Source organism: Imbroritus primus (assembly GCF_964332355.1).
GTDB classification, from domain to species: Bacteria; Pseudomonadota; Gammaproteobacteria; order Burkholderiales; family Burkholderiaceae; genus Imbroritus; species Imbroritus primus.
Map to the genome: position 1 here is coordinate 2,656,055 of NZ_OZ201293.1, position 24,226 is coordinate 2,680,280.

General features: G+C 63.8%; 19 protein-coding genes. 5 read left to right on the plus strand and 14 right to left on the minus strand.

Going from position 1 to position 24,226, the window contains the following annotated elements; genetic code table 11:
• The first annotated feature begins 47 nt into the window (after positions 1-47).
• Together ACQ3C8_RS12190 and ACQ3C8_RS12195 are read left to right on the plus strand one after the other, a co-directional pair.
• Positions 48-779 (plus strand): response regulator transcription factor, encoded by a 732-nt coding sequence (locus ACQ3C8_RS12190; protein WP_009523835.1) that lies wholly within the window; start codon positions 48-50, stop codon positions 777-779.
• Positions 776-2,152 carry an ATP-binding protein gene (locus tag ACQ3C8_RS12195; protein WP_428851715.1) on the plus strand — a complete coding sequence of 459 codons (1,377 nt, stop codon included), beginning with the start codon at positions 776-778 and terminating at the stop codon, positions 2,150-2,152. The genes ACQ3C8_RS12190 and ACQ3C8_RS12195 overlap by 4 nt, the downstream gene beginning before the upstream one ends.
• A 30-nt stretch (positions 2,153-2,182) precedes the next feature.
• Here ACQ3C8_RS12195 and ACQ3C8_RS12200 read toward each other — a convergent pair whose 3' ends face one another.
• From ACQ3C8_RS12200 to ACQ3C8_RS12220, 5 genes are all read right to left on the minus strand, one after another.
• Positions 2,183-2,839, minus strand: coding sequence for a hypothetical protein (locus ACQ3C8_RS12200; RefSeq protein WP_428851716.1), 657 nt, complete (start codon positions 2,837-2,839; stop codon positions 2,183-2,185).
• 84 nt (positions 2,840-2,923) lie between these two features.
• Entirely contained in the window at positions 2,924-4,426 is a 1,503-nt protein-coding gene (locus tag ACQ3C8_RS12205) for a tripartite tricarboxylate transporter permease (RefSeq protein ID WP_009523832.1), read from the minus strand.
• Between the two features lie 10 nt (positions 4,427-4,436).
• Positions 4,437-4,898 carry a tripartite tricarboxylate transporter TctB family protein gene (locus ACQ3C8_RS12210; RefSeq protein WP_009523831.1) on the minus strand — a complete coding sequence of 154 codons (462 nt, stop codon included), beginning with the start codon at positions 4,896-4,898 and terminating at the stop codon, positions 4,437-4,439.
• Positions 4,899-5,287: 389 nt separating this feature from the next.
• Positions 5,288-6,790, minus strand: coding sequence for a M81 family metallopeptidase (locus ACQ3C8_RS12215; protein WP_428851717.1), 1,503 nt, complete (start codon positions 6,788-6,790; stop codon positions 5,288-5,290).
• Positions 6,791-6,812: 22 nt separating this feature from the next.
• Positions 6,813-7,766: a Bug family tripartite tricarboxylate transporter substrate binding protein gene (locus ACQ3C8_RS12220; RefSeq protein WP_428853075.1), complete on the minus strand. Its 954-nt coding sequence runs from the start codon at positions 7,764-7,766 to the stop codon at positions 6,813-6,815.
• Positions 7,767-7,976: 210 nt separating this feature from the next.
• Between ACQ3C8_RS12220 and ACQ3C8_RS12225 the strand changes: the two genes are divergently transcribed.
• Complete coding sequence (locus tag ACQ3C8_RS12225) at positions 7,977-8,939, plus strand: LysR family transcriptional regulator (protein WP_428851718.1); 963 nt, start codon at positions 7,977-7,979, stop codon at positions 8,937-8,939.
• A 93-nt stretch (positions 8,940-9,032) separates the two neighbouring features.
• On the opposite strand, the gene ACQ3C8_RS12230 is transcribed toward ACQ3C8_RS12225, so the two are convergent.
• From ACQ3C8_RS12230 to ACQ3C8_RS12260, 7 genes are all read right to left on the minus strand, one after another.
• Entirely contained in the window at positions 9,033-10,265 is a 1,233-nt protein-coding gene (locus ACQ3C8_RS12230) for a ribonucleotide-diphosphate reductase subunit beta (RefSeq protein WP_009523827.1), read from the minus strand.
• 327 nt (positions 10,266-10,592) lie between these two features.
• On the minus strand, positions 10,593-13,520 hold the full coding sequence (locus tag ACQ3C8_RS12235; protein ID WP_009523826.1) for a ribonucleoside-diphosphate reductase subunit alpha: 2,928 nt from the start codon (positions 13,518-13,520) through the stop codon (positions 10,593-10,595).
• A gap of 284 nt (positions 13,521-13,804) precedes the next feature.
• Positions 13,805-14,380, minus strand: a complete 576-nt coding sequence (gene ampD, locus ACQ3C8_RS12240) for a 1,6-anhydro-N-acetylmuramyl-L-alanine amidase AmpD (protein ID WP_428851719.1) — start codon at positions 14,378-14,380, stop codon at positions 13,805-13,807.
• A 4-nt stretch (positions 14,381-14,384) separates the two neighbouring features.
• On the minus strand, positions 14,385-15,920 hold the full coding sequence (locus ACQ3C8_RS12245; RefSeq protein ID WP_428851720.1) for a sigma-54-dependent transcriptional regulator: 1,536 nt from the start codon (positions 15,918-15,920) through the stop codon (positions 14,385-14,387).
• 18 nt (positions 15,921-15,938) lie between these two features.
• Positions 15,939-17,990: a sensor histidine kinase gene (locus ACQ3C8_RS12250; protein ID WP_428851721.1), complete on the minus strand. Its 2,052-nt coding sequence runs from the start codon at positions 17,988-17,990 to the stop codon at positions 15,939-15,941.
• Positions 17,977-18,249, minus strand: coding sequence for a PP0621 family protein (locus tag ACQ3C8_RS12255; protein WP_428851722.1), 273 nt, complete (start codon positions 18,247-18,249; stop codon positions 17,977-17,979). Before ACQ3C8_RS12255 ends, ACQ3C8_RS12250 begins: the two co-directional genes overlap by 14 nt.
• A 49-nt stretch (positions 18,250-18,298) precedes the next feature.
• A complete protein-coding gene (locus ACQ3C8_RS12260; RefSeq protein WP_428853076.1) occupies positions 18,299-19,195 on the minus strand; it encodes a cytochrome C assembly family protein in 897 nt (298 codons plus the stop codon).
• A gap of 58 nt (positions 19,196-19,253) precedes the next feature.
• On the opposite strand from ACQ3C8_RS12260, the gene ffh reads away from it, so the two are divergent.
• Together ffh and ACQ3C8_RS12270 are read left to right on the plus strand one after the other, a co-directional pair.
• Positions 19,254-20,663, plus strand: coding sequence for a signal recognition particle protein (gene ffh, locus ACQ3C8_RS12265; protein WP_428851723.1), 1,410 nt, complete (start codon positions 19,254-19,256; stop codon positions 20,661-20,663).
• Positions 20,664-20,763: 100 nt separating this feature from the next.
• Entirely contained in the window at positions 20,764-21,306 is a 543-nt protein-coding gene (locus ACQ3C8_RS12270; RefSeq protein WP_009523819.1) for a hypoxanthine-guanine phosphoribosyltransferase, read from the plus strand.
• A gap of 210 nt (positions 21,307-21,516) precedes the next feature.
• Here the strand turns inward: ACQ3C8_RS12270 and ACQ3C8_RS12275 are convergent, their stop codons facing one another.
• Positions 21,517-22,383, minus strand: a complete 867-nt coding sequence (locus tag ACQ3C8_RS12275; protein ID WP_428851724.1) for a lytic transglycosylase domain-containing protein — start codon at positions 22,381-22,383, stop codon at positions 21,517-21,519.
• Positions 22,384-22,397: 14 nt separating this feature from the next.
• The gene (locus ACQ3C8_RS12280) at positions 22,398-24,116 is read right to left on the minus strand and encodes a proline--tRNA ligase (protein ID WP_428851725.1); all 1,719 of its coding nucleotides are present in this window, start codon (positions 24,114-24,116) and stop codon (positions 22,398-22,400) included.
• Positions 24,117-24,226: the final 110 nt, after the last annotated feature.

The window sequence follows — 24,226 nt, forward strand, 5'->3', positions numbered from 1 at the left end:
TAAGCAATATTCTTATAATGGAAGCTTCACAAAGGATTCCTTGCGCCATGCGCCGCTGCCTGATCATTGAAGACGATGCGGAGAACGCCCGCTACATTGCTAACGGTTTTCGCGAGCTGGGCTACTTCACCGCCATCAGCCGCGACGGGCTGGATGGACTGCAACGCCTGGCGGGCGAGTCGTGGGACATCATCATCCTCGACCGCATGCTGCCAAACGACGTCGATGGCCTGTCACTGCTGACGACGCTGCGCAGTCTCGGCAAGCAGACACCGGTGCTGATGCTGAGCGCGCTGTCGGCGACCGACGAACGTGTGCGCGGCCTGAAGGCGGGTTGCGACGACTATCTCGCCAAGCCGTTCTCCTTCGCCGAGCTGGCCGCGCGCGTGGAAGCGCTGCTGCGCCGCGCCGGCAATCCGGAGCCGGTACAAACGCTGCAACTGGCGGACCTGAAGGCCAATCTGGTGACTCGCAGCGTCGAGCGTGCCGGCCAGCCAATTGCGCTACAGCCGCGCGAATTCCGTTTGCTGGTGACGTTGCTCATGCACCAGCAGCAGGTCGTCACGCGAACCATGCTGCTGGAATCCGTCTGGGACTACCGGTTCGATCCGCAGACCAATGTGATCGACGTCCAGATCAGCCGCCTGCGTAACAAGATCGACCAAGGGTTCACCCCAGCCCTCATCCATACGGTCCGTGGCGTCGGCTACATCATGTCGACGCGCCCGCCCGGTGACTCCGGCACCGATGAGACGCCGGATGGAGATGCCGGCGCATGATCGCCTCGCTCAAGCGGCAGGTCGCGGCCATCTGGAATTCCATCGTCTTCCGTCTGGCACTGCACTACAGTGCGCTCCTGCTACTGGTTCTGGTGATCGTCCTCACCATCCTGTATACGCAGACGGTGGGTGTGATGCAGCGGCGCATCGACCAGCAGCTGGAATACAACGCCTACCGTCTCCAGCAGCATTTCGAGCAGTATGGGCAGGCGGCGCTGTCGCACGATATTTCGAGGATGCTGGAGGACGGTGTCAGTTCCGACAGTGAGATCTACGCGCTGTGGGATGACCGGCAGCGCCCGGTGGCGGGCAACGTCACCGATCCCGTCCTGCTCGATCTGCCCCAGGAGCGCATCACTGAAATCCCGGTGTACCACCACAATGGCCGTTCGCTCAGCCGGGTGGTGGTACGCCGCCTGTCGGACGGCAGCACGCTCGCCGTCGGCCACGACATGCGCGACCAGCGTGCGCTGGAGACGCTGATCGCCGAAGCGAGCCTGTCCGCCGGAGCGATTGCGCTACTGCTGACGATTGGCGGCACGCTCATGTTCCGCCAGTTGCTGGAAGCCCGGGTCGCGGCCATCCGGCGCACGGCTGCGCGTATCGAAGCTGGCGACCTGAGCCAGCGCATACCGGCATCCCCGCAGGATGACGAATTCGCACGGCTGACGCGCGACATCAACATGATGCTCGACCAGATCGAGCGCCTGATGGATGGCGTGCGCCATGTCTCGAACACCATCGCGCACAACCTGCGCACCCCGCTTTCCCGGATGCTGGTGCGACTGCGCACCGCCGAACATGATCCGGCCCAGCGTGACGATGCCATCCGCTTCGTCATCAGGGAAATCGAGGACCTGAGCATCGTATTCGACAAGCTGCTGCAGATTGCCGAGGTCGAATCAGGCGCACGCCGCCAGGCCTTCTCGAAAGTGGATATCAATACACTGGTGCTGGATGTGCTGGACCTGTACGGCGCCGTTGCCGAGGAACAGGATGCCACCCTGACCCACACGCTCGACCCGGATGCCGTCCTCGATGGCGATCGCGACCTGCTGGCGAGCGCCACCGCCAACCTCGTCGACAACGCGCTCAAGTATGCCGGCCGCCACGCCCGCGTGCATGTCGCGACACGGCAGGTGGACGGCCGCCTCACGATCGCGGTGCAGGACAACGGACCGGGTATTCCCGCACATGAGCGGGAGCGCGTGGGCACGCGCTTCTACCGTCTCGACCGGCAGGCGCCGGGTTACGGCCTGGGGCTGGCCAGCGTCATCGCCATTGCCCATCTGCATGGCGGGGAACTGCACCTGGCAGATGCTGCGCCCGGATTGATCGCAACCCTGGACCTGCCTGCAAAAAAGGACGCCTGAAAGCGCCCTCTTCCCGTCGGCCGTTGCCGTTCACCCGAGCATGTGCACGGGCCGTGGCCGGAACAGATAGTAGTCGAGGAAGCACGGCAGGGTCAGCGAGGCCTTGAAGCCGCCCTCGCTGCCCACCCGCAGCGGACCGCGGACGATCCGCATGGCGCGTTGCAGGACCCGCTTGCGCAAGGCGCTATCGGCAATCGAACGCGCGAAATGCGACCGCACCGCCATCCAGAACGTCTCGGTCCGCATGGTATACAGGAATGGCAGGCGTCCGGTGCCGGCATGTTCGAAAGCCGAGCGCTCGAACAAGGCATCCACGCCGGCCGGGTGCGGCGGAAACAATGGCAGGTCGCCAGCCTTGGCCAGCCTGTTGAGCGGTCCGGCCACTGCATGGCGTTCGTCCACGCCGCAACTGAGAACGGCGAGTGTCCCCTCGGGTTTAAGGATGCGCTGCAGTTCCTCACCGTCGACAAGGGGCTGATCCCCGGCGTCGAGGCACAGGATCACGTCGACTGACTGATCGCGGAACAGCGCGGGTTGCATGGCTGAGGCAAAGACGGCGTTGTCGGCGGCATGCAGCGGATGCTGCAAATATTCCGGCGCCGCGCCGAACACCACACAGACCTGATCGTTACGGCGGGGAAGCGGCACGCTGGCGACGAGCGTCTCGGGGCAGGCGGGTACGATCATGTCTCTTACTCCTGCCGGGCATGGCCCGGTTGGCAAACAGGCCGCACGAAGGCGGCCTGTTGCATTGCAATACAAAACGACGTCTTACTCTTCCTGGAAGGCCTCTTCGCGCTTCTTCTTGATCGATGGCAGGGTCACCACCGCAACCAGGACGGCCGCGGCGATCAGCAGGCCCAGCGAAAGCGGACGGGTGACGAACACCGAGAACTCACCGCGCGACAGCAGCAGGGCGCGCCGGAAGTTTTCTTCCATCATCGGTCCGAGCACGAAGCCCAGCAGCAACGGAGCAGGTTCCATGCGCAGCTTGTAGAACAGGTAGCCGAGCAGGCCGAAACCGGCAGCCATGAAGACGCTGAAGGTCGAGTTGTTCACCGAGTACACGCCGATCGCACAGAACACCAGGATGGCGGGATACAGCAGACGATACGGCACGGTCAGCAGCTTCACCCAGATGCCAATCAGCGGCAGGTTCAGGATGATGAGCATCAGGTTACCGATCCACATCGAGGCGATCAGGCCCCAGAACAGCGTCGGGTTGCTGGTCATGACCTGCGGACCCGGCTGGATATTGTGGATGGTCATCGCACCGACCATCAGCGCCATCACGGCGTTCGGCGGAATACCGAGCGTCAACAGCGGGATGAACGAGGTCTGGGCCGCAGCATTGTTAGCCGCTTCCGGACCGGCCACGCCTTCAATGGCGCCCTTGCCGAACTCATGAACGTACTTGGACGTCTTCTTTTCCAGTGCGTAGGCTGCAAACGAAGCCAGCGCCGCGCCGCCGCCCGGCAGGATACCGAGGGCCGAACCCAGCGCCGTACCACGCAGGATGGCGGGCGTCATGCGCTTGAAGTCTTCCTTCTTCGGCATGAGGCTGGTCACCGCATTGGTGAAGGTCTCGCGCTTTTCCTTCTGCTCGAGGTTGGCCACGATTTCCGCAAAGCCGAACACACCCATGGCCAGTGCCACGAAGTCCAGGCCGTCGGTCAGCTCAGCCACGTCGAACGAGAAGCGCGCCGCGCCCGAGTTCACATCGGTACCGACCATGCCCAGCAGCAGACCGAACACGATCATGCCGATTGCCTTGACCAGCGAACCGGAGGCCAGCACCACGGCGCCGATCAGGCCCAGCACCATCAGCGAGAAGTACTCGGCTGGGCCAAACTTGAAGGCCACTTCCGCCAGCGGGGCAGCAAAGGCGGCCAGGATCAGCGTGGCCACGCAGCCGGCGAAGAACGAACCGATACCGGCGGTGGCCAGCGCCACGCCAGCGCGGCCGCGCCGTGCCATCTGGTAGCCGTCGATCACTGTTACCACCGACGACGATTCACCCGGCAGGTTCACCAGAATAGCCGTGGTCGAACCGCCGTACTGGGCGCCGTAGTAAATGCCGGCCAGCATGATCAGTGCCGATTCCGGCGGCAGCGCATAGGTGGCCGGCAGCAGCATGGCAATGGTCGCCACCGGACCCAGGCCCGGCAGCACGCCGATCAGGGTGCCGAGCAGACAGCCCATGAAGGCGTACAGGAGGTTGGTATACGTAAACGCCGCACCGAACCCCAACATCAGGTTATTCATCAATTCCATGATTGGATCCTTAGTGGGCCATGAAGGCGGGCCAGAGCGGGAACTGCAGGTTCAGGCCGTAGACGAAGGCGCCGTAGCTGAGAGCGGTGAGCACCAGTGCATTGACAGCCGCCCACTTGAAGTCGAACTCGTGGCTGGCCATGCTGGAGACGATCACGAGAATCGGCAGGGAAATCAGCAGACCGAGCGGATACAGCAGCAGGCCGAACATCACCACCGAGCCGAGGATCCACAGCAGCGTCTTGACGTCCCAGCGATCGAGCTTGTCCGGCTCAGCCTTGGGTGACACGGAACCGGCGATCACCATCAATCCCAGCAAGGTCAGGATGATGCCGAGCCAGAAGGGAAAGTAACCCGGCCCCATCTTGGCCGCTGTCCCCATGGTGTAGCTTGTGGACACGTACGAGAAGCCTACGCCGACCACAGCGTAGAACAACCCGGACGCAAAGTCCTTATGGTTTCTTATTTCCAACTCCACTCTCCTTTTGCGGTTCATTGCGCCAGAAAAATATTCAAGCTGGGCAAATTTAAGCCGCCTCCCTTTCAGTTCGCTTTCCATAAAAATGCGCACGGACGAAGGAGATTGAAAATGGACTCAAAACTATTGTGAAGCGTATCCCGGAGCTGTCACCGATTCGCCGCAACCCACAAAAAAACCATATAAATCAACAGTTAACTCTCAATAACCAACCATTTAAATTTTATATTTAAAATATCCCAAAATATCTTAACAATCCTATGCAAAAAGTTGATTACGCACACATTACCAAATGGAAAGATTGTTTTCGCCCTATCGGTGACAAAAAAAAAAAGCCGGACACGTTTCCGTGTCCGGCTTGCAATGCGTGCAGGTATCTAAAATCAGTCCAGCGTCATATCCGGCTCAAGAGGATAGATCGGGCGGCTCAGATGCTTGAACGGGAAATCCGCATAGTCCGAACTGCACACACCCGGCCCCGCCACCAGCACGATATGGCGGGCAATCGGTTCGAATCCGGCGCGAAAATGCTGGCGCGACTTGATCAGGATGTAACGTGTCCGGTCCAGATCGATGCCAGCGTGCGTAAACAGACCGGCATCGAATGGCTCCTGCGGCTTTTCGCACACGAACACGCGCACGCCGCCGCCGATATCGAGTACCGCCGTGCGCCCGAGGCTCAGTTGCATGCCGGTGAACATCGGACCGGTCACACGGTAGTTGCCATCGGTGATGCGCCACACCCGGCCCGTCAGGGTCAGCGGCTGGCCCTTGAGGCCAAGCGCGGGCATGTCGGTCTTGCCGCCGACGGCGACCGTCACGTCGGCACCCTCGCCTGCCTCGACCAGCTGCGCCACCGCTTGCGGATCCCAGAATGGCCCGGCCACGACGTCTTCCAGCCCCTGCCGCAGCACTTCGGCCAACACGCTCATTTCATCCGTCGGACCGCCCGCACCGCAGTTATCGCCATGATCGACCAGCACGATGGGGCCGGCGTCGAGCGTCTTTGCGTGCGCAATCGAGGTCTCCATGGGTTCGAGCGGAAAGATGAAGTCCGCGCGGCGATCCCAGGCCATGCCGCACAGCTCGTCCAGCAATGCTTCGCCCGCGGCACGATGCCGGGCATCCGCGACGATCACCACGGATAGTCCCACATGAGGAATGTCAGCTAGCGGGAAACCACCGAACACGGAGGCATTCAGCACCTCGCCCTTGGCCTCGGCGGCCATGGCGCGGTCCATGATGTCTTTCATCGGTTGCTCACGTGGCGTCTGGCGCAGCATGTGGGTCAGCATCGGCAGCCGGCGCCACAGCAGCACCGGCGCGACCTCGCCGCGCAGTGCCGCCATGAGCGTACGTGCGGCGCGGGCGCCGGTCTCGTACACATCGATGTGCGGATAGGTGCAGTACCCGGCGATGGCGGTGGCATTCTCGATCAGCGTGGCGCTGAAGTTCGCATGAAAATCGAGCGCCACCGCAATGGGAACCGCTGGCGCCACGGCGCGAATACGGCGCAGCAGTTCGCCTTCGGCATCGGGATAGCCATCGGCGACCATGGCACCATGCAGATCGAGCAGCACCGCATCGCAGCCGTCGCGCACGGCACTGACAATGGTGAACGCCATATGCTCGAAGGCATCGCGCGTCACGACACCGCTGGGCACCGAGTTGGCCAGGAGCGGCATGACAAACTCATCGCCCTGCTCCCGCACCAGATCCATAAAGGCTGCGGCAGCGCTGTTGGTGTTTTCGGTGGCGCGGATGGCGGCCTCGCCATATACCGGACCATCGTTGCCACCGGTGCCGCGACAGAATGACGACAGTGGCGTGGGCAGCGGCGAAAACGTATTGGTTTCATGCCGCATCAGGGCAATGACGAAACGCATGATCGATCCTTGCTGCGACGGCTCAGTTGGCTTCGAGGTTTACAAACTTGGCGATGGCCCCGTAACGCGCGGTTTCCGCATGGAGGAACTTGCGGGCCTCCGCCGGCGGCGTCAGCAACGGCTCGTAGGCTAGCGACTCCAGACGTGCCGCGAAATCGGCTTCACCGACGCTCACCTTCACCTCCTGATAGAGACGGTCGACAATGGCCTGAGGGGTGCCGGTCTTAACCATCAGAGCCAGATTGGCACGCACCATGAGCGCGTTCTTGTCGTTGGCCTTCTGGGTTTCCAGCTTGGGGAACTGCTTCACCGGCTCAACTTGCAGCGTCGCCAGCGGCTTGACCTTGCCGCTCGTCACATAGGCCACCGAGGAGCCGATTACGTCAACGTGCGCATCAGTTTGACCGCCGATCAGGTCGGCCATGGCCGGCGGGGAGCCGCGATACGGCACGATCGCAAAATCAAGCTTGTTCTGCTGTTTCCAGTTGGCCAGGCCGAGGTGCGCGGCGCCACCCACGGTATTGATGCTGATCGACACCTTGCCTGGGTTCTTCTGGATATAGGCCTTGAGTTCCGTCAGCGAGGTTTCCTTGCGATCCGCACGTGCCACGATCCAGTGCGGCACCGTGTTGACGATGGTGACCGGCGTCAACTCGGTATCGGGGTTGTAGCGCAGGCCCTTCACCGTATGGGGATTGATATTCAGCGAGCCATCGCTCGTCAGCAGCAGCGTGTAGCCATCGGCATTGTCCTTGAGCACCGACATCACGCCAGGTACCGTCGCTCCGCCAGAAATGTTCTCGACCACGATCGGTTGACCGAGACGCTTTTCCAGCTTCTGTGCCAGCGCGCGGCCGACGATGTCGTAGGAACCGCCTGCGGGAAACGGCACCACCAGGCGGATCGGCCGGTCCGGCCACGCGGCATGTGCCGCAGCCGCCGAACACAATGCCACGCCAACCACCAGCGACCGCATCAGAGTATGGATTTTGCTCACAACTTGTCTCCTGACTAAAGCCCGTCCCACCCCGGCGCCCGCGAAAGAACACGCGGTATCCAGCCGGATGGACCGGATTCGATTGATGTGCGGGCCAGTATAGAAGCGCGCCAAATAAACCAAAAGTGAATAAATTTCTTCTATCATTAAGTAAATGGTTAATATCTGAGATTTTCTGCACTGCACCCCATGCATCCCGATCCGACTCCCGCCCATGCCTTGCTGACCCGCCTGAAACTGCGCCATCTGCGGTTGTTGCTGGCCCTGTCGCAACGCGGCAGCGCGGCTGCCGTGGCCACGCAGTTCCACGTGAGCCCGGCGGCCGTGTCCAAAGCGCTGGCGGAAATCGAAGACATCGCGGGGACCCCGCTGTTCGAACGCAATGCACGCGGCATGCGCCCGACCCCTGCAGGGAGCGAACTGATCGCAGGCGCCGGCGTGGTAATTGCGCAGATTGAACGCCTGGCCGAATCGCTGCAGGCAGTCCGCACCGGCACACAGGGCCAGCTCACGCTCGCGTTTCGCACCAATTCAGTCCAGCCATTTCTCGCCCAGGCCGTCGCGGCATTTCAGGAACAGTATCCCGGCGTGACCATCCATGTCGTCGAAGGCGGGATCGGCGACCTTATCCATCGATTGTCGGAGGGCGATCTCGATCTGCTGTTCGCCTATGAAGACCCGCGCCTGGAGCGCCGCGAACTCGATGCCACCCCCATCGTGGCCGGCCAGGATGTGGTCGTGGTCGCCAGCCCGGCACACCCGCTGCGCCGCCGCAAGCGGCTGGCCGCCTCTGACCTGCTGGAACAACGCTGGTGCATTCCCGCCGACGGCTCACGCATGCTGCATCATCTGCAGACAGCTTTTCGCAGCCTCGGGCAACCCGTACCCAGTCGTGGCATCCACACCAGCGACGTTGCCATGACCGTGAACCTGCTGCAGCACGCCGGCTATCTCGCGGTCTATCCGCGACGCATCGCCAACCAACTGGCCGCCGCTGGCACGGCCTGCATCCTGCCGGTCCCACTGCCTTGCCGGGTGGAGCCGGTGGTCGCCGTGTGGAATCGCCTGCTGGTACCGCGCGGACCGGCCCAGATATTCCGCGAATTCGCCGTGCGCCAGGCGGAAGAAAACGGCTTGCGCGCAAACGGCTGAACCGCCGGCAGCGATACGGCGCACATGAAAAAGCCCCGGCTATTGCCGGGGCGTCAGGCGCTGCCAATACAACGCCATGCCGGGAGTGCCGCTTTACTCCCAGCTCAGTGCGCCACCCGTCTGGTACTCGATGACACGCGTCTCGAAGAAGTTACGCTCCTTCTTCAGGTCGATCATCTCGCTCATCCACGGGAAGGGGTTTTCCTCGTTCGGGAACAGCGGATCAAGACCGATCTGCTGGCAACGGCGATTGCAGATGAAGCGCAGGTAGCTCTTGAACATCGGCGCATTCAAGCCCAGCACGCCGCGCGGCATGGTGTCCTCGGCGTAGCGGTATTCGAGGTCCACGGCCTTCTTGAACAGCTCGCGGATCTCGTCCTTGAATTCCGGCGTCCACAGGTGCGGGTTTTCCGACTTGATGGTGTTGATCAGGTCGATACCGAAGTTGCAGTGCATGGACTCGTCGCGCAGGATGTACTGGTACTGCTCGGCCGCGCCCGTCATCTTGTTCTGGCGGCCCAGCGCCAGGATCTGCGTGAAGCCGACGTAGAAGAACAGGCCTTCCATGATGCAGGCGAACACGATCAGCGACTTCAGCAGCTGCTGGTCGGTCTCCGGCGTGCCGGTCTTGAACGACGGATCGGTCAGCACGTCGATGAACGGGATCAGGAACTCATCCTTGTCGCGGATCGACTGCACTTCGTGATACGCATTGAAGATCTCGCCCTCTTCCAGGCCCAGCGATTCGACGATGTACTGGTAGGCATGCGTGTGGATCGCTTCCTCGAACGCCTGGCGCAGCAGGAACTGGCGGCACTCCGGCGCGGTGATGTGGCGATAGGTGCCCAGCACGATATTGTTGGCCGCCAGCGAATCCGCCGTCACGAAGAAGCCGAGATTGCGCTTGATGATGCGGCGCTCGTCCTCGGTCAGGCCGTTCGGATCCTTCCACAGCGCGATGTCGCGCGACATGTTGATTTCCTGCGGCATCCAGTGATTCGCGCAGCCGGCCAGATACTTTTCCCAGGCCCACTTGTACTTGAACGGCACCAGCTGGTTGACGTCGGTCTTGGCGTTGATGACGCGCTTGTCCGCCGCATTCACGCGGCGCGTGCTCTGCGCGCCGATCGCGTTGGCATGCGTCCCCAGAATGCCCTCGCCCGGCGCCACCGGCGCGGCTACCGGCGTGGCCGAAGGCGGCAAGGCACCGAGCTCGTCCGGCGTGCGGTAAGCCTGCACAGCCGGCTGCAGCGCAGGCTGTGCCTGCGGGGCGGATTGCGGGGTGCTCTGCGGTGCGCTTTGAACGTCGTCGTCCCAGCTCAGCATAGTCAGATTCTCCAATGTCACCCCTGTTGGACAGGGATCAGTATTCGTTGTTTCGACCGTCAACCCAGGCAAACGGTCGGTGTTTCAAGCCGCTCTGCGCCACCTCGCCGGCAGCCGCATCGGGCGGAAAAGGAGCGAAGCTGTTTGAGCCCCGAGCGCAGCGAGGGCGAGTTCTTCGCACCCCGCCCGATGCGGCTGCCGGCGAGGTCTCCCTTGAGGCCAAGCCTCAAGGGTGGCGCAGGCCGGACGCCTTTCTTTGGTTACTTTCTTTGGCAAGACAAAGAAAGTGACTTGCCGCCGGGCAACCCCCGGCCTGCAAGCCCCCAATTACTGGCAAGCCTCACATTCCTCAAACCCAGGATCGCCCGGCCGCATCGTGCAAACCGCACCCTCCGCCTCCGGCATCGCCGGCGCTGCCGCAGCCACCGCAGAAACACCGTCGCTACCACCATTCACCGCCACCGCATTCAGCGAACTGCGCGACACCGTCGACTTCTCGGCATGCGTCGCCCCGATGGTGCGCAGGTAGTACGTGGTCTTCAGGCCACGCAGCCAGGCCAGCTTGTAGGTATCGTCCAGCTTCTTGCCCGACGCACCGGCCATGTAGATGTTCAGCGACTGCGCCTGGTCGATCCACTTCTGGCGGCGCGAGGCGGCTTCCACCAGCCACTGCGGCTCGACCTCGAAGGCCGTGGCATACAGCGCGCGCAGGTCCTGCGGAATGCGGTCGATACGGGCCAGCGAACCGTCGAAGTACTTGAGGTCGGCGACCATCACCTCGTCCCACAGGCCGTTGGCTTTCAGGTCACGCACGAGGAAATCGTTGACCACCGTGAACTCGCCGGACAGGTTCGACTTGACGTACAGGTTCTGGTACGTCGGCTCGATACAGGCCGAGACGCCGATGATGTTGGAAATCGTCGCGGTCGGCGCGATGGCGATGCAGTTCGAGTTGCGCATGCCGTACGACTTGATGCGGCCACGCAGGCTGTCCCAGTCCATGGTGCTCGAATGATCGACCTCGACGTAGCCGCCGCGCTCTTCGGCCAGCAGCTTGAGCGAGTCCTGCGGCAGGATGCCGCGATCCCACAGCGAACCACGGTAGCTGCTGTAGCGGCCGCGCTCTTCGGCCAGCTCGGTCGAAGCCCAGTAGGCGTAATAGCAGACAGCTTCCATCGAGGTATCGGCGAACTGCACGGCAGCGTCGCTGGCGTACGGCACGCGCATGGCGTGCAGGCAGTCCTGGAAGCCCATGATGCCCATGCCGACCGGACGGTGGCGCAGGTTGGAATCGCGCGCCTTCTTCACCGCGTAGTAGTTGATGTCGATCACGTTGTCGAGCATGCGCATGGCGGTGCGGATGGTCTTCTTCAGCTTGTCATGGTCGAGCACCATGGCGCCGCTGGCGTCGGCCTTCATGTGGGCCAGCAGGTTCACCGAACCGAGATTGCAGACGGCGATCTCGCTATCGTTGGTGTTCAGCGTGATCTCGGTGCACAGGTTGGAGCTATGCACCACGCCCACGTGCTGCTGCGGCGAGCGGATGTTGCACGGATCCTTGAAGGTGATCCACGGGTGGCCGGTCTCGAACAGCATGCCGAGCATCTTGCGCCACAGCTGCACTGCCGGGATCTTCTTGAACAGCTTCAGTTCGCCGCGTGCGACCTTGTCTTCATAGGCGACATAGGCTTCCTCGAAGGCCTTGCCGAACTTGTCGTGCAGGTCCGGGCAGGTGGACGGCGAGAACAACGTCCAGTCACCGCCTTCCATGACGCGCTTCATGAACAGGTCGGGAATCCAGTTGGCCGTGTTCATGTCGTGCGTGCGGCGGCGGTCGTCGCCGGTGTTCTTGCGCAGCTCGAGGAATTCCTCGATGTCGAGGTGCCACGTCTCGAGGTAGGCGCATACCGCGCCCTTGCGCTTGCCGCCCTGGTTCACCGCCACGGCGGTGTCATTGACCACCTTGAGGAATGGCACCACGCCCTGCGACTTGCCGTTGGTCCCCTTGATGTGCGAGCCGAGCGCGCGCACATTGGTCCAGTCATTGCCGAGGCCGCCGGCGAACTTCGACAGCAGCGCGTTTTCCTTGAGCGCTTCGTAGATGCCGTCGAGATCATCCGACACGGTAGTCAGGTAGCACGACGACAGCTGCGAGCGGCGCGTGCCGGAGTTGAACAGGGTCGGCGTGGACGACATGAAATCGAACGACGACAGCAGCTGGTAAAACTCGATGGCGCGCGCTTCGCGGTCGATCTCGTTGAGCGCCAGGCCCATGGCGACGCGCATGAAGAAAGCCTGTGGCATTTCGATGCGTACATCGTTGTGATGCAGGAAGTAGCGGTCGTACAGCGTCTGCAGGCCGAGGTAGTTGAACTGGAAATCGCGCGAGGCGTCGAGCGCCGCACCGAGCTTTTGGAGGTCGAACTGGGCCAGCTTCTCATCCAGCAGTTCGGCGTCGATGCCGCGCTTGATGTACTTGGGGAAGTACTCGGCGTAGCGCGTCACCATTTCGCCCTGGGTCACTTCCTCGCCGAGGATTTCCTTGCGGATGGTGTGCAGCAGAATACGTGCGGTGACCTGGCTGTAGGCCGGGTCCTGCTCGATCAGGGTACGCGCAGCGAGGATGGCGGAATCATAAACCTGCGACATCGGCACGCCGTCGTACAGGTTCTTGATGGTCTCGGCCAGGATCGGCTCGGGATCAACGGCATCGCCCAGGCCTTCGCAGGCTGTCACGATGACATTGCGCAGCGCGGCCATGTCGAGCGGACGCGTGACGCCGTTGTCGGTGACGTTGAGGCCGGAGAAGTTCGGCTGCTGCTGGGTTTCGCCAGCCAGCGCACGCTCCTGCGCACGCTTTTCACGGTACAGCACGTAGGCGCGGGCCACATCGTGCGCGCCCGAGCGCATCAGGGCCAGTTCAACCTGGTCCTGCACATCTTCGATATGGAAGGTGCCGCCATGCGGGCGGCTGCGCAGCAGCGCGCGCACCACCACCTGGGTCTGCTGCTCGACCAGCTCGCGCACGCGCGCCGAGGCAGCGCCCTGGCCACCGTTCACGGCCAGGAAGGCCTTGGTCATGGCCACGGCAATCTTGGTCGGTTCAAAGGCCACGACGGCCCCGTTGCGGCGGATGATCTTGTAATCCTGATAGGCCCGTGCGTCCCCCGACAGGGCGGCCTGACCTGCTTGACCCGATGCGGTGGCAACGGGGGCGGGATTACCCGACGAAACGGGTGTCTGCGTCGTTTGCATATGGACTCCTGGTGACCAGTGTTCTTGTGACGGAAAAGCCGCCCATGAACACGGGCGGCGATTGGATGATGGGTGTTGCGCTGCTGTGCGACGAAACCACTATATCTAGTAGTTGTTTCGATCTGTTGACACTAAGTATAGTGACTTCTCGCCAGATGACCAGTCTTGACAAGCGTGTTTTTGGTGCCGTTCAAGGCGCTCGACGCAATGCAAAAAACCGTTGAGCATTGATGGCGCAAGGGGTGGGCGCCTCTCGCGCGACGGCATTTTCCGCAAAAAATATTTTACTTTCCCCACCGTTGGTAGGGGAACCGTTCCGCCGGCCAGGCGGACATGCGCATCAGCCTCGGCCAGTCGAAGTACGGACCGGGATCGGTCTTGCGGCCCGGTGCGATGTCCGAATGGCCCGCCACGGCGCGGATCGGATAGCCCCCGGCCAGTTCAGCCAGAACACTGCACACGGCGTGGTACTGCGCGGGCTCGAACGGCCGGTCGTCGCAACCTTCGATCTCGATGCCGATGGAGAAGTCGTTGCAGCGCGTGCGCCCGAAAAAATCGGAGGCGCCCGCATGCCAGGCACGCTCGGCGCAGGAAACGAACTGGACAATGGCGCCGCTGCGCTCGACCAGGAAATGCGCAGAGACCTGCACCTGATGAATGGTTTCGAAGAACGGATGACGCTGCGGATCCAGCCGATTGGTGAAGAACGCAGCAATATCGCCGGTGCCGAACTCGCCCGGCGGCAGGCTGATATTGTGCAGCACCACCAGATCGACCGCGATGCCTGGTGGCCGGGCATCGCAGTTGGGCGACGGCACGTGACGCACACCACGCATCCAGCCGCGCGCGTCGAGCGCCATGTCGTCACCCACCATCGCCCGCCTCCTTGTCGTCACGGATGCCAAGCTGCGTCATGCGATAACGCAACTGGCGAAAACTGAGACCCAGCAGCGGCGCCGCCGCAGTCCGGTTGAAGCCGGTCTGGCGCAGGGCCTGCAGGATGATCTGGCGTTCGGTGGTTTCCAGCAGTTGCGGCAGGTCGACAGGCAAGGTCACCGCTGGGGCCGAGGAATCCCCAGCCGCAGGCATCGCGGCCGCAGGCCCGGACAAGGTAACGGCATCTGGGGATGAAGACGCTGCAAAAGCTGCGGCCGCTCCGGCCGGCAGCGATGCTGGGGCCGGTACCTCAGGCGCCACCGGCGCCGGCGGCTGGCTTTCCTGTGGCGCTTCCAGCGTCCCCAGGTCGCCCACTTCAATCACCTCGTGCTGTGCATAGGTGTAGGCCCGTTCAAGCAGGTTCTCGAGTTCGCGCACGTTGCCAGGAAAAGCATAGTCCGCCAGTGCCGCCAGCGCTGCCGGAGACAGCCGGCGGGGCTGGGCATCGCCGTAACGCGCTGCCAGCTGCGCGAGAATCGCCGTGGTCAGCTGCGGCAGATCCTCGCGGCGCTCGCGCAGCGTCGGCATGCGCAGTTGCAGCACGTTGAGACGGTAGAACAGATCCTTGCGGAACCGTCCGGCGGCCACCAGTCCAGCGAGATCCTGATGGCTGGCGCACATGATGCGCACGTCCACCGCTTCCTCGCGACTCGCGCCGATGCGGCGCACCCGGCGCTCCTGCAGTACGCGCAGCAGCTTGACCTGCATGGGCAACGGCAGGTCGGCCACTTCATCGAGCAACAGCGTGCCGCCATGCGCAGACTGGAAGAAGCCACCCCGGTCGGTATCCGCGCCGGTAAACGCCCCCTTGGTCACGCCGAAGAACTCGGCTTCCATCAGGGTTTCGGGAATCGCCCCGCAATTGACGGCGACGAAGGGCTTGGCGGCGCGCGCGCTCAACGCGTGCACGGCGCGCGCGGCACGCTCCTTGCCGCTGCCGGATTCGCCGCCGATCACCACGGGCGCCATGCTGCGCGCCAGCAGTGGCAGGGCGTGATGGACCGCGCCGATGGCCGCCGAACGGCCTGGCAGGAGATCGGTCACCAAGCCGCACTCCTGCGGCACGGGCGCGCGCCCGTTGCGGTCCAGCGCATTCATCACCAGCGTGCGCAGCTGTTCCAGCGCTACCGGCTTGGCGATGTAGTCGAAGGCCCCGGCCTTGAGCGCCTCCACGGCGTTGTCGGCGCTGCCATAGGCAGTGACGACCGCCACCGGAATGCGCTGCGGGGCGGCAGCCAGTTCGCGCACCAGTTCGATGCCCAGGCCATCGCCCAGGCGCATGTCGGTCAGCACCAGGCTGAACGGCGTGCGCGCCAGCGCGGCGCGCGCCGCGGCCAAGCTCGGCGCCGTGACGACGTCGTGCCCCATGCGGCGGATGGTGATGTCCAGCAGTTCGCGCAGGTCGGCCTCATCGTCGACCACGAGGATCGGCAGGCGGGCGCTCTCGGACATGGCGTGCGACATGGCGGTCTCCTGGTCCCTCTAGTTTCCGGTCGCACCGGAGTGGTCAACCGCCAGCGTCAGCACGAACGCACGCGTGGGCAGCGCTTCGATATCCGCACCCAGCCATGTGCCGGTACGTCCCAGCAGCGTGTCGAGCGAGATCGACCCATAGCGTACCTGGGCGTCATTGGCGCTGCACAGTTCCCGCACCATGAACAGGCCGAGGCCGGTGCCGCGCGCGTCGCTGGTATAGAACGGTTCGAACAGGTGGACCTGCTCGGCCTCCGGCACCTCCGGCCCGTCGTTCCACAGGATCAGTTCGGCATTGGCTGCATCGAGCATCTGCGCCACGATGCGGATTGCCCCGGGGTGCCCGCTGCTGTAGCGCAGGGCATTGTCGAGCAGGTTGGAGACCACCTGCTGCAACTGCTCGGGATCAAACCGCACAGGGGCGGACATGTCCATCGCCAGGCGCAGCAAATTGGCATTCACCGCGCCCTGGGCGCCTTCGTAGCCGGCCGCGGCATGCCGCCAGCGCTCGATCATGTCCGGCAGCACCCGCCGCAGGTCGACCGAGATACGTGCACCCTGCGACTGGCCTGGACGCCGCGACAACATCAGGATGTCGGACACCACCTGATCGAGGCGGCGCACATTGTCGTGAATGATGCGCAGCAGGCGCGCATTCAGCTGTGGCTCGACCGGCGCGGCACTCATGCCCGGCAAGGATGGCGCCGGAGTGGATTCGCTCAGCAGTTCGCTGGCGTGGCTGATGGCGGCCAGCGGATTGCGGATCTGGTGCGCCACGCCCGCCACCAGGCGCCCCATCGAGGCCAGCTTCTCCTGCTGCGCCTGTTCGGCCACGCGCTGCCAGCTTTCGATGTGGATCAGTACCGTATGGCGCAGTTCCTCACGCAGCAGTTCTTCATCCTCGGCTGACCAGCCTTCCGCCGACACGCCGGAATCGCGGGGCACCTGTGTCTCGTGCACGCCCATGGTGGGATAGGCAAGGCTTCCTGCCGGACGGGTGAACTGGCTTTCATAGACGCTGCGCAGATTGGCCAGTCCGGGCTCGACAAAGCGCAGGCGCAGGCGTGTCGGCAGCAAAGTGCGCTGGGTGCCACCGATCTCGCGCGTCACCACCGGCAGCAGATCGAGAATGCGCGCACCATCGTCCTTGTGCTGCAGCCACTGGCGCATCGCTTCCAGGACAGGGCGCAGGCGTGGCAGGTCATGCAGGTCGCACAGGCTAAGACCACCGTCGGCGATCGCCGTTTCGCGCACCGGCAGCAAGGTGGGGATACCCAGCAGCGCGAGCGCTGCCGGATTCGCGGCCACTACCCGCCCGTTGGTCCGCATCAGCATCACGCCGTCGCGCATGTCATGCACCATCAGGCGGCTGATCAGTTGCTGCAGCCGCAACTCGTGTTCGCGCGCCTGCACCAGTTGTTCCTGCAGCAACTGGCGATGGCCGAGGACATACATCAGGGACGCAGCCGTCATGTAGGCAATGCCATACAGCCCGGCGGTCAACAGGCCGGCGTCGGCATGCAGCAGCAGCAGGCTACGCCCCACCGGTTCGGCCAGCACGATCAGAGATGCCAGCGCCGCCGCGAACAGGGCCGGGATCAACCCGCACAACGCCCCGGCCGCCATCGCCGGCATGAGCAATACCATGGCGATGCCGCTGCCGCTGTTGCCAAGCGACAGCAAGAGGCCCGCCAGCATGATCAGATCAAGCGCGAGATAGAAATGGACGCGAAAATGAAAATGGCGCCGCCAGACGAGGTTGCTGCCGAGAATCAGCAGCGCCATCGCCAGATAAGACAGCAGCAACCACAGCGTGAGGCCGCTGCGCAACGGCGTACCCAGGTCCGTGCCCAGTTGACCGGGCAAGGCGGCGTATAGCAGCAGGATGACCGCGACGATCAGGCGTGCGACGTTGAAGTAGCTGAGCAGGCCCCACTGGAATTCGGGCGGCTCGGGCTTGCGCCACAGGGCCAGGAGTCCACCCCACGGACGGACCGGATTGGCGCGGTTGGCCATGGCCGCTGCATTGGGCGCTGTATTGGCCGATCTAGCGGTCGCCATGGCGGGCCAGGCTCACATGGGCTTTGGAACAGTACATCCGCCCGTCGACTTCGATCGCCTCGGTGGCGGGCAGGTGCACGCCACAATGGGCGCAGGGAACGATCGCACGCGATGGTTCGCCAGACGCGTCGGCCCGCGGGGAGTCGCGGCGTGCCTGTGAACGCCCGTCCTGCTGCCGGCCTCGCCGGCCACGCGCGCCGCGCTGCAAGGCCCACAGCACGACCAGCAGCACCGCCACCAGAAGCAGCACGCGGCTCATGGGGCGCCCTTCTTGCGCGTACACGCCGGGTTGCGCTGTACCATCAGGCTCACAGGCGATGCACCACGACTTCCAGCACGAAGCGGCTGCCGACATAGGCCAGCAACAGCATGCAGAAAGCGGCAATCACCCAGCGCAGCGCCACGCGGCCGCGCCAGCCATAGAGGCGACGCGCCAGCAGGATGCCGCCGAACATGACCCATGAGATCAGCGCGAAGACCGTCTTGTGGTCGAAACGCGCGGCGCGGCTGAAAATGGTTTCCGAGAACAGCACCCCGGAAACGATCGTCAGGGTCAGCAGCACGAAGCCCGCGCCGATCAGGCGGAACAGCAGCTTTTCCAGGGTCAGCAGCGGCGGCAGCAGGTCGAGCCAGCGGCCCAGCCAGAGGGGTTCGCGCACCGGGGCCGCGACGCCCGCGCCAGGGCGGCTGAACGTATGCAAACGCCGTTCGGCCAGCAGCATCAGTACGGCATGGAACGCGGCCAGCGTAAACAACCCGTAGGCCACGTTCGCAATGATGAAGTGGAACTTGAACAGGCCGCTCGCGGCATAGCCGAGTATCTGGCTGCCGGGGAACAGCAGCGGCAGCAGGCTGGCGACCAGCGCAACCGGCGTGACGATCAGTCCGAGCCCGGCGAGTGCGAAGAAAAAGCTCTCGATCCAGTAGATGCCGATGCCGAGCCACAGCATCGCAGACAGGGCATAGGCAAAGCCAAAGATCATGCCGTTGTCGCGAAAGATGGTTTCATGCAGCAGCAGGCCGTGCGTGAGCAGTACCAGCAGCCACGCGCCGCGCCACCATGCAGCCGGCCGGGCTGCCGGTGCGGTCTCGGCCAGCGCGGGGCCGGCAGCCGCCAGCCGCCCTTGTGGATTGCGGGTCGCCCAGGCGTGCCAGGTCAGGCTGGCGTAGAGAAACGCGGTCAGCGCATACAGTACAATTACCATCCACACAGTTTAACCTAGCGCCTCATTGATGTGGCGCAGGCACCTCCGGATTTATGCCATGCTGGACAATCTGACACAACGTCTGGCGCGGGTCGTCAAGACCATGCGCGGCGAAGCGCGCCTCACCGAAGCCAATACCGCCGAAATGCTGCGCGAAGTGCGCCTCGCATTGCTGGAAGCCGACGTCGCCTTGCCCGTGGTACGCGACTTCATCGCCAAGGTGAAGGAAAAGGCCCTGGGCGAGGATGTGATCGGCAGCCTCAGCCCCGGCCAGGCCCTGGTGGGCGTGGTGCAGCGCGAGCTGACCGCCGTGATCGGCGGCGAAGAAGCCGTCAGCGGCGGCGCCGACGCCAGCAAGTATTCCGAACTGAACCTGAATTCGCAGCCGCCGGCGATCATCCTGCTGGCCGGCCTGCAGGGTGCCGGCAAGACCACCACCGCCGGCAAGCTGGCCAAGTGGTTGATCGCCAACAAGAAAAAGAAAGTCCTGACCGTTTCGTGCGACGTGTACCGCCCCGCGGCCATCGCGCAGCTGAAGACCGTGGCAGGCCAGGTCGGCGCCGATTTCTTTCCATCCGAAGCCGGACAGAAGCCGGTGGACATCGCGCACGCGGCGGTCGACTGGGCGCGCAAGCACTATCACGATGTCCTGATCGTCGACACCGCGGGCCGCCTCGGCATCGACGAGGCGATGATGCAGGAAATCTCCGCCCTGCACGCCACGCTTAAACCCATCGAGACGCTGTTCGTCGTGGATGCCATGCTCGGCCAGGATGCCGTCAACACCGCCAAGGCCTTCAACGAGGCCCTGCCGCTGACCGGCGTGATCCTCACCAAGCTCGATGGCGATGCGCGCGGCGGTGCGGCACTGTCGGTGCGGCATGTCACCGGCCGGCCGATCAAGTTCGTCGGCGTCGGCGAGAAGCTCGACGGGCTCGAGCCGTTCTATCCCGAACGGATGGCCCAGCGGATCCTCGGCATGGGCGACATCCTCGCGCTGGTCGAGGAAGCGCAGCGCGGCGTCGACATGGACGAGGCCAAGAAGCTGGCCTCGAAGATCAAGAAGACCGGGGGCTTCGACCTCGAGGACTTCAAGGTCCAGATTGGCCAGATGAAGAAGATGGGCGGCATGGGCAGCCTGGTGGACAAGCTGCCGGCACAGTTCTCGCAAGCCGCCGCAGGCGCGGACATGAACCAGGCCGACAAGCAGGTCACGCGCATGGAAGGCATCATCAACAGCATGACGCCGGCCGAGCGTGCCAAGCCGGAACTCATCAAGGCCAGCCGCAAGCGGCGCATTGCCGCGGGTGCTGGCGTGCCGGTACAGGAAGTCAACCGCCTGCTCAACCAGTTCGACCAGATGCAGGGCATGATGAAGAAACTCAAGGGCGGCGGCATGCAGAAGATGATGCGCGCCATGGGCGGGATGAAAGGCGGCATGAAGGGGATCTTCCCCGGCATGCGCTAAGCGCGGAAGCATCGCTACCACCCCGACCAGCGACTGATTCACGCCGTCACCGTATATTGCCCTTATTGCACTGCTCGCCCCCGCACCAGGAACGCCGCCCATGATGAACATCGAAGAAGCCCGCACCCTGTGGGCGCAGTCCGAGGAAATTGTCAGCGCCGCCGCCGTGCAAGGTGCGCTCGACACCATGGCAGGCGAGATCGCCAGCAAGATGCGCGACCGGTTTCCGCTCGTCCTGTCGGTGATGGGCGGGGCATGCGTGTTCACAGGCATGCTGCTGCCACGCCTCGATTTTCCGCTGGAATTCGACTACATCCACCTGTCCCGCTACAACAACCGCACGGTGGGTGGTGAGATGCAATGGCGCGTGGCGCCGGCCGAGTCGGTCAAGAACCGCACCGTGCTGGTCCTCGACGACATTCTCGATGAAGGCGAAACCATGGCGGCGATCCGCAACCGGATCCTCGACATGGGCGCGACCGATTTCTACGCCGCCGTGCTGTGCGAGAAAACGCTCACCAAGGAAAAACCGATGCATCCGGATTTCTGCGGCTTTGCCGTGCCGGACCGCTACGTCTTCGGCTGCGGCATGGACGTGCATGGCTATTGGCGCAACCTGCCGGCCATTCGTGCACTGAAGTAAGAGCGGGATCAGCATAAGCTTACTGCGCGAGGCCCCCCATACGCCATGCCGGGCCTTGGTCAGCGCCCCCGGACAGTTCGCGACAGGTCGCAATCGGTGGCATGCATTGCGACCGCGATCGCCGCCCGACGCTCCGCTGCTACCCATTGCAGTTTTTTGCTACCAACGTTTGGCTGCCCTCACCTCCGGTGACGGCTCAGGGACAACAGCTCAGGGCCGATCGCTCACGCGCGCAGCGGAAAACGGATTGGCCAGCGTGGTCGTGCCGGCTGGCTTGATGGAACCTGAACCGCCAGGGTTCGGAAGTGCGGAGGGAATGGGCATCGCCTGGGCACCCTCCGCACCAGTCGCCGCGCCCGCCGATGCAAGCAGCGGCAGGCTGTCGGCATAGTGCCAGCGCTGCCACGCCGCATGCACGAGATTTGGATATTCGGCCCGGCCCCGGCTGCCGTTGTAGCGGCCCAGGGCGAGAAACAGGTCGCCGTTCTCGCGATCGATGTAGTGCCGCAAGATCGTGCAGCCATAGCGCAGATTACTTTGCAGATGGAACAGCTTGCGCTCGTCGCCATCGCCGATGCTGCGCGTCCAGAACGGCATGACCTGCATCAGGCCACGCGCACCAGCGCTGCTGATCGCGTACTTGCGGAAATTGCTTTCCACCTGGATCAGTCCGAGCACCAGCGACGGCTCAAGCCCGGCACGCTTCGATTCGTAATACACGGTCTCGAGCAGTTCGAGCCGGGCATGCGCCTCGGGGATGCGGTTCTCGAGCCGCTTCGACATGGCCGCCAGCCACTTTTGGTAGCTGGCATGGTCTGCGGGCGCGGCAAAGCTGACGCGGCGCGGCCGGTCATCGGCAATCGCCGCCGACAACGCGCCACGCACCGCATTTGCCAGGAATTCCTCTTGCTGCGCGCCAGCCTGCGCCTGCCCCGGATAGGCCAGGACCACCAACACCGCCAGCGCGGCCGATGCAGCCCATGTGGTCAAGCGTGGAGGCAGGCAGGCGGCGCCGACCAGCCCGGCTTGACGCCGGGCTGCAGCACACATCAGCAAAACGAGGAAAACTCGGTTCATATCCTTCCGGTAGATCAGGCAGCCATTTTCTCGCGTACCGTGGCCAGGACCTCGGCCAGCGGCACCCGTGTTGCTTCCGTGTCGCGGCGCCCCTGGTACTCCACCTTGCCCTCCTTCAGGCCACGGTCGCCAACCACTACCCGGTGCGGCACGCCAATCAGTTCCCAGTCGGCGAACATGGCGCCCGGGCGTTCGCCACGGTCGTCCATGATCACATCGACGCCGGCATCGCGCAGGGCGGCGTACAGCTTGTCGGCTTCCGCACGCACGGCCTCGGAGCGGTCATAGCCCACCGGGCAGATCACCACCTCGAACGGCGCGATGGCCGTCGGCCAGATGATGCCGCGCGCATCGTAGTTCTGCTCGATCGCCGCACCGAGGATGCGGGTGATGCCGATGCCATAGCAGCCCATCTGCATCGGCGCGGTCTTGCCGTTTTCGTCGAGGTAGGTCGCACCCATCGCCTCGGAATACCGGGCGCCGAGCATGAACACATGGCCCACCTCGATGCCGCGGCAGATATCCACCACGCCCTTGCCATCCGGCGAGGCATCGCCCTTGACAACATTACGCAGGTCGGCCACTTCCGGCTCGGGCAGGTCGCGACCCCAGTTGACCCCGGTGTAATGGTGATCTTCCTGGTTCGCGCCACACACGAAATCGCTCATCTGCGCCACCGTGCGGTCGGCCACCACGCGCACCGGCCCCTTTGCGCCGATGGGGCCCAGGTAGCCGGGCCGTGTGCCGAAGGTCGCCACGATCTCAGCCTCGGTGGCAAAGCGGTACTCGCCCACGATTTTGCTGGCCTTGATCTCGTTCAGTTCATGGTCGCCACGCAGCATCAGCAGCCAGATCTCGGCCGCAGCGCCTTCGCGCTCCTTGGCCAGCACGATCGACTTGACGGTATGTGTCAGGGGAATGCCCAGCAGTTCCGCTACAGCCTCGCATTTGGCGCAGCCCGGCGTGGGCGTGTTGACCAACGGCTGGGCCGGCGCGGCACGCTCCCCCGCCGGCGCCAGTGCCTCGGCGGCTTCCATGTTGGCAGCGTAGTCGGAGGTCGGGCAGTAGACGATGGCGTCCTCACCGGTCTCGGCGATCACATGGAACTCGTGCGAGCCACTGCCGCCAATGGCGCCGTTGTCCGCCGCAACGGCGCGGAAATTCAGACCAAAGCGCGTGAACACGCGGACATAGGCGTCGAACATGTTCTGGTACGAGGCTCGCAGGCCGTCCATATCCTTGTCGAACGAGTAGCCGTCCTTCATGGTGAACTCGCGGCCGCGCATGATGCCGAAGCGCGGCCGGCGCTCGTCGCGGAACTTGATCTGGATCTGGTAGAAATTGACCGGCAACTGCTTGTAGCTGCGGATCTCGGTCCGCGCGATGTCGGTCACCACTTCCTCGGAGGTGGGCTGCAGCGCGAAGTCACGTTCGTGCCGGTCCTTGAGGCGCAGCATTTCGTCGCCCATCTTGTCCCAGCGCCCGGTTTCCTGCCACAGCTCGGCCGGCTGCACCAGCGGCATCGACAGCTCGACCGCGCCGGCGCGGTTCATTTCCTCGCGCACGATTGCTTCCACCTTGCGGATCACGCGCAGGCCCATCGGCATGTACGAATAGATGCCGGCACCGAGTTTCTTGATCATGCCGGCGCGCATCATCAGCTTGTGCGAAACGATCTCGGCGTCGGCGGGGGCTTCCTTGAGGGTGGAAATGAAGAATTGCGAAGCTTTCATGTGACGTGATGGTCTGGTAAATGGTCGCGAGGCCCGGGCCACAGGCCGCGAGGCGCCACGGAGCAACGGAAGCCGTCGGGCGGGCCGGCACGTCGAAGGCTACGGGTTGG

Coding starts and splice junctions, on each gene's coding strand:
- ACQ3C8_RS12230 (WP_009523827.1), bottom strand. CDS start 10,265: ATGCTGAGCTGGGACGACGACGTTCAAAGCGCACCGCAGAGCACCCCG.
- ACQ3C8_RS12205 (WP_009523832.1), bottom strand. CDS start 4,426: ATGGAATTGATGAATAACCTGATGTTGGGGTTCGGTGCGGCGTTTACG.
- ACQ3C8_RS12200 (WP_428851716.1), bottom strand. CDS start 2,839: ATGATCGTACCCGCCTGCCCCGAGACGCTCGTCGCCAGCGTGCCGCTT.
- ACQ3C8_RS12220 (WP_428853075.1), bottom strand. CDS start 7,766: ATGCGGTCGCTGGTGGTTGGCGTGGCATTGTGTTCGGCGGCTGCGGCA.
- ACQ3C8_RS12215 (WP_428851717.1), bottom strand. CDS start 6,790: ATGCGTTTCGTCATTGCCCTGATGCGGCATGAAACCAATACGTTTTCG.
- ACQ3C8_RS12280 (WP_428851725.1), bottom strand. CDS start 24,116: ATGAAAGCTTCGCAATTCTTCATTTCCACCCTCAAGGAAGCCCCCGCC.
- ACQ3C8_RS12270 (WP_009523819.1), top strand. CDS start 20,764: ATGATGAACATCGAAGAAGCCCGCACCCTGTGGGCGCAGTCCGAGGAA.
- ACQ3C8_RS12275 (WP_428851724.1), bottom strand. CDS start 22,383: ATGAACCGAGTTTTCCTCGTTTTGCTGATGTGTGCTGCAGCCCGGCGT.
- ACQ3C8_RS12250 (WP_428851721.1), bottom strand. CDS start 17,990: ATGGCGACCGCTAGATCGGCCAATACAGCGCCCAATGCAGCGGCCATG.
- ffh (WP_428851723.1), top strand. CDS start 19,254: ATGCTGGACAATCTGACACAACGTCTGGCGCGGGTCGTCAAGACCATG.
- ACQ3C8_RS12225 (WP_428851718.1), top strand. CDS start 7,977: ATGCATCCCGATCCGACTCCCGCCCATGCCTTGCTGACCCGCCTGAAA.
- ACQ3C8_RS12255 (WP_428851722.1), bottom strand. CDS start 18,249: ATGAGCCGCGTGCTGCTTCTGGTGGCGGTGCTGCTGGTCGTGCTGTGG.
- ACQ3C8_RS12195 (WP_428851715.1), top strand. CDS start 776: ATGATCGCCTCGCTCAAGCGGCAGGTCGCGGCCATCTGGAATTCCATC.
- ACQ3C8_RS12260 (WP_428853076.1), bottom strand. CDS start 19,195: ATGGTAATTGTACTGTATGCGCTGACCGCGTTTCTCTACGCCAGCCTG.
- ACQ3C8_RS12245 (WP_428851720.1), bottom strand. CDS start 15,920: ATGTCGCACGCCATGTCCGAGAGCGCCCGCCTGCCGATCCTCGTGGTC.
- ACQ3C8_RS12190 (WP_009523835.1), top strand. CDS start 48: ATGCGCCGCTGCCTGATCATTGAAGACGATGCGGAGAACGCCCGCTAC.
- ACQ3C8_RS12235 (WP_009523826.1), bottom strand. CDS start 13,520: ATGCAAACGACGCAGACACCCGTTTCGTCGGGTAATCCCGCCCCCGTT.
- ampD (WP_428851719.1), bottom strand. CDS start 14,380: ATGGCGCTCGACGCGCGCGGCTGGATGCGTGGTGTGCGTCACGTGCCG.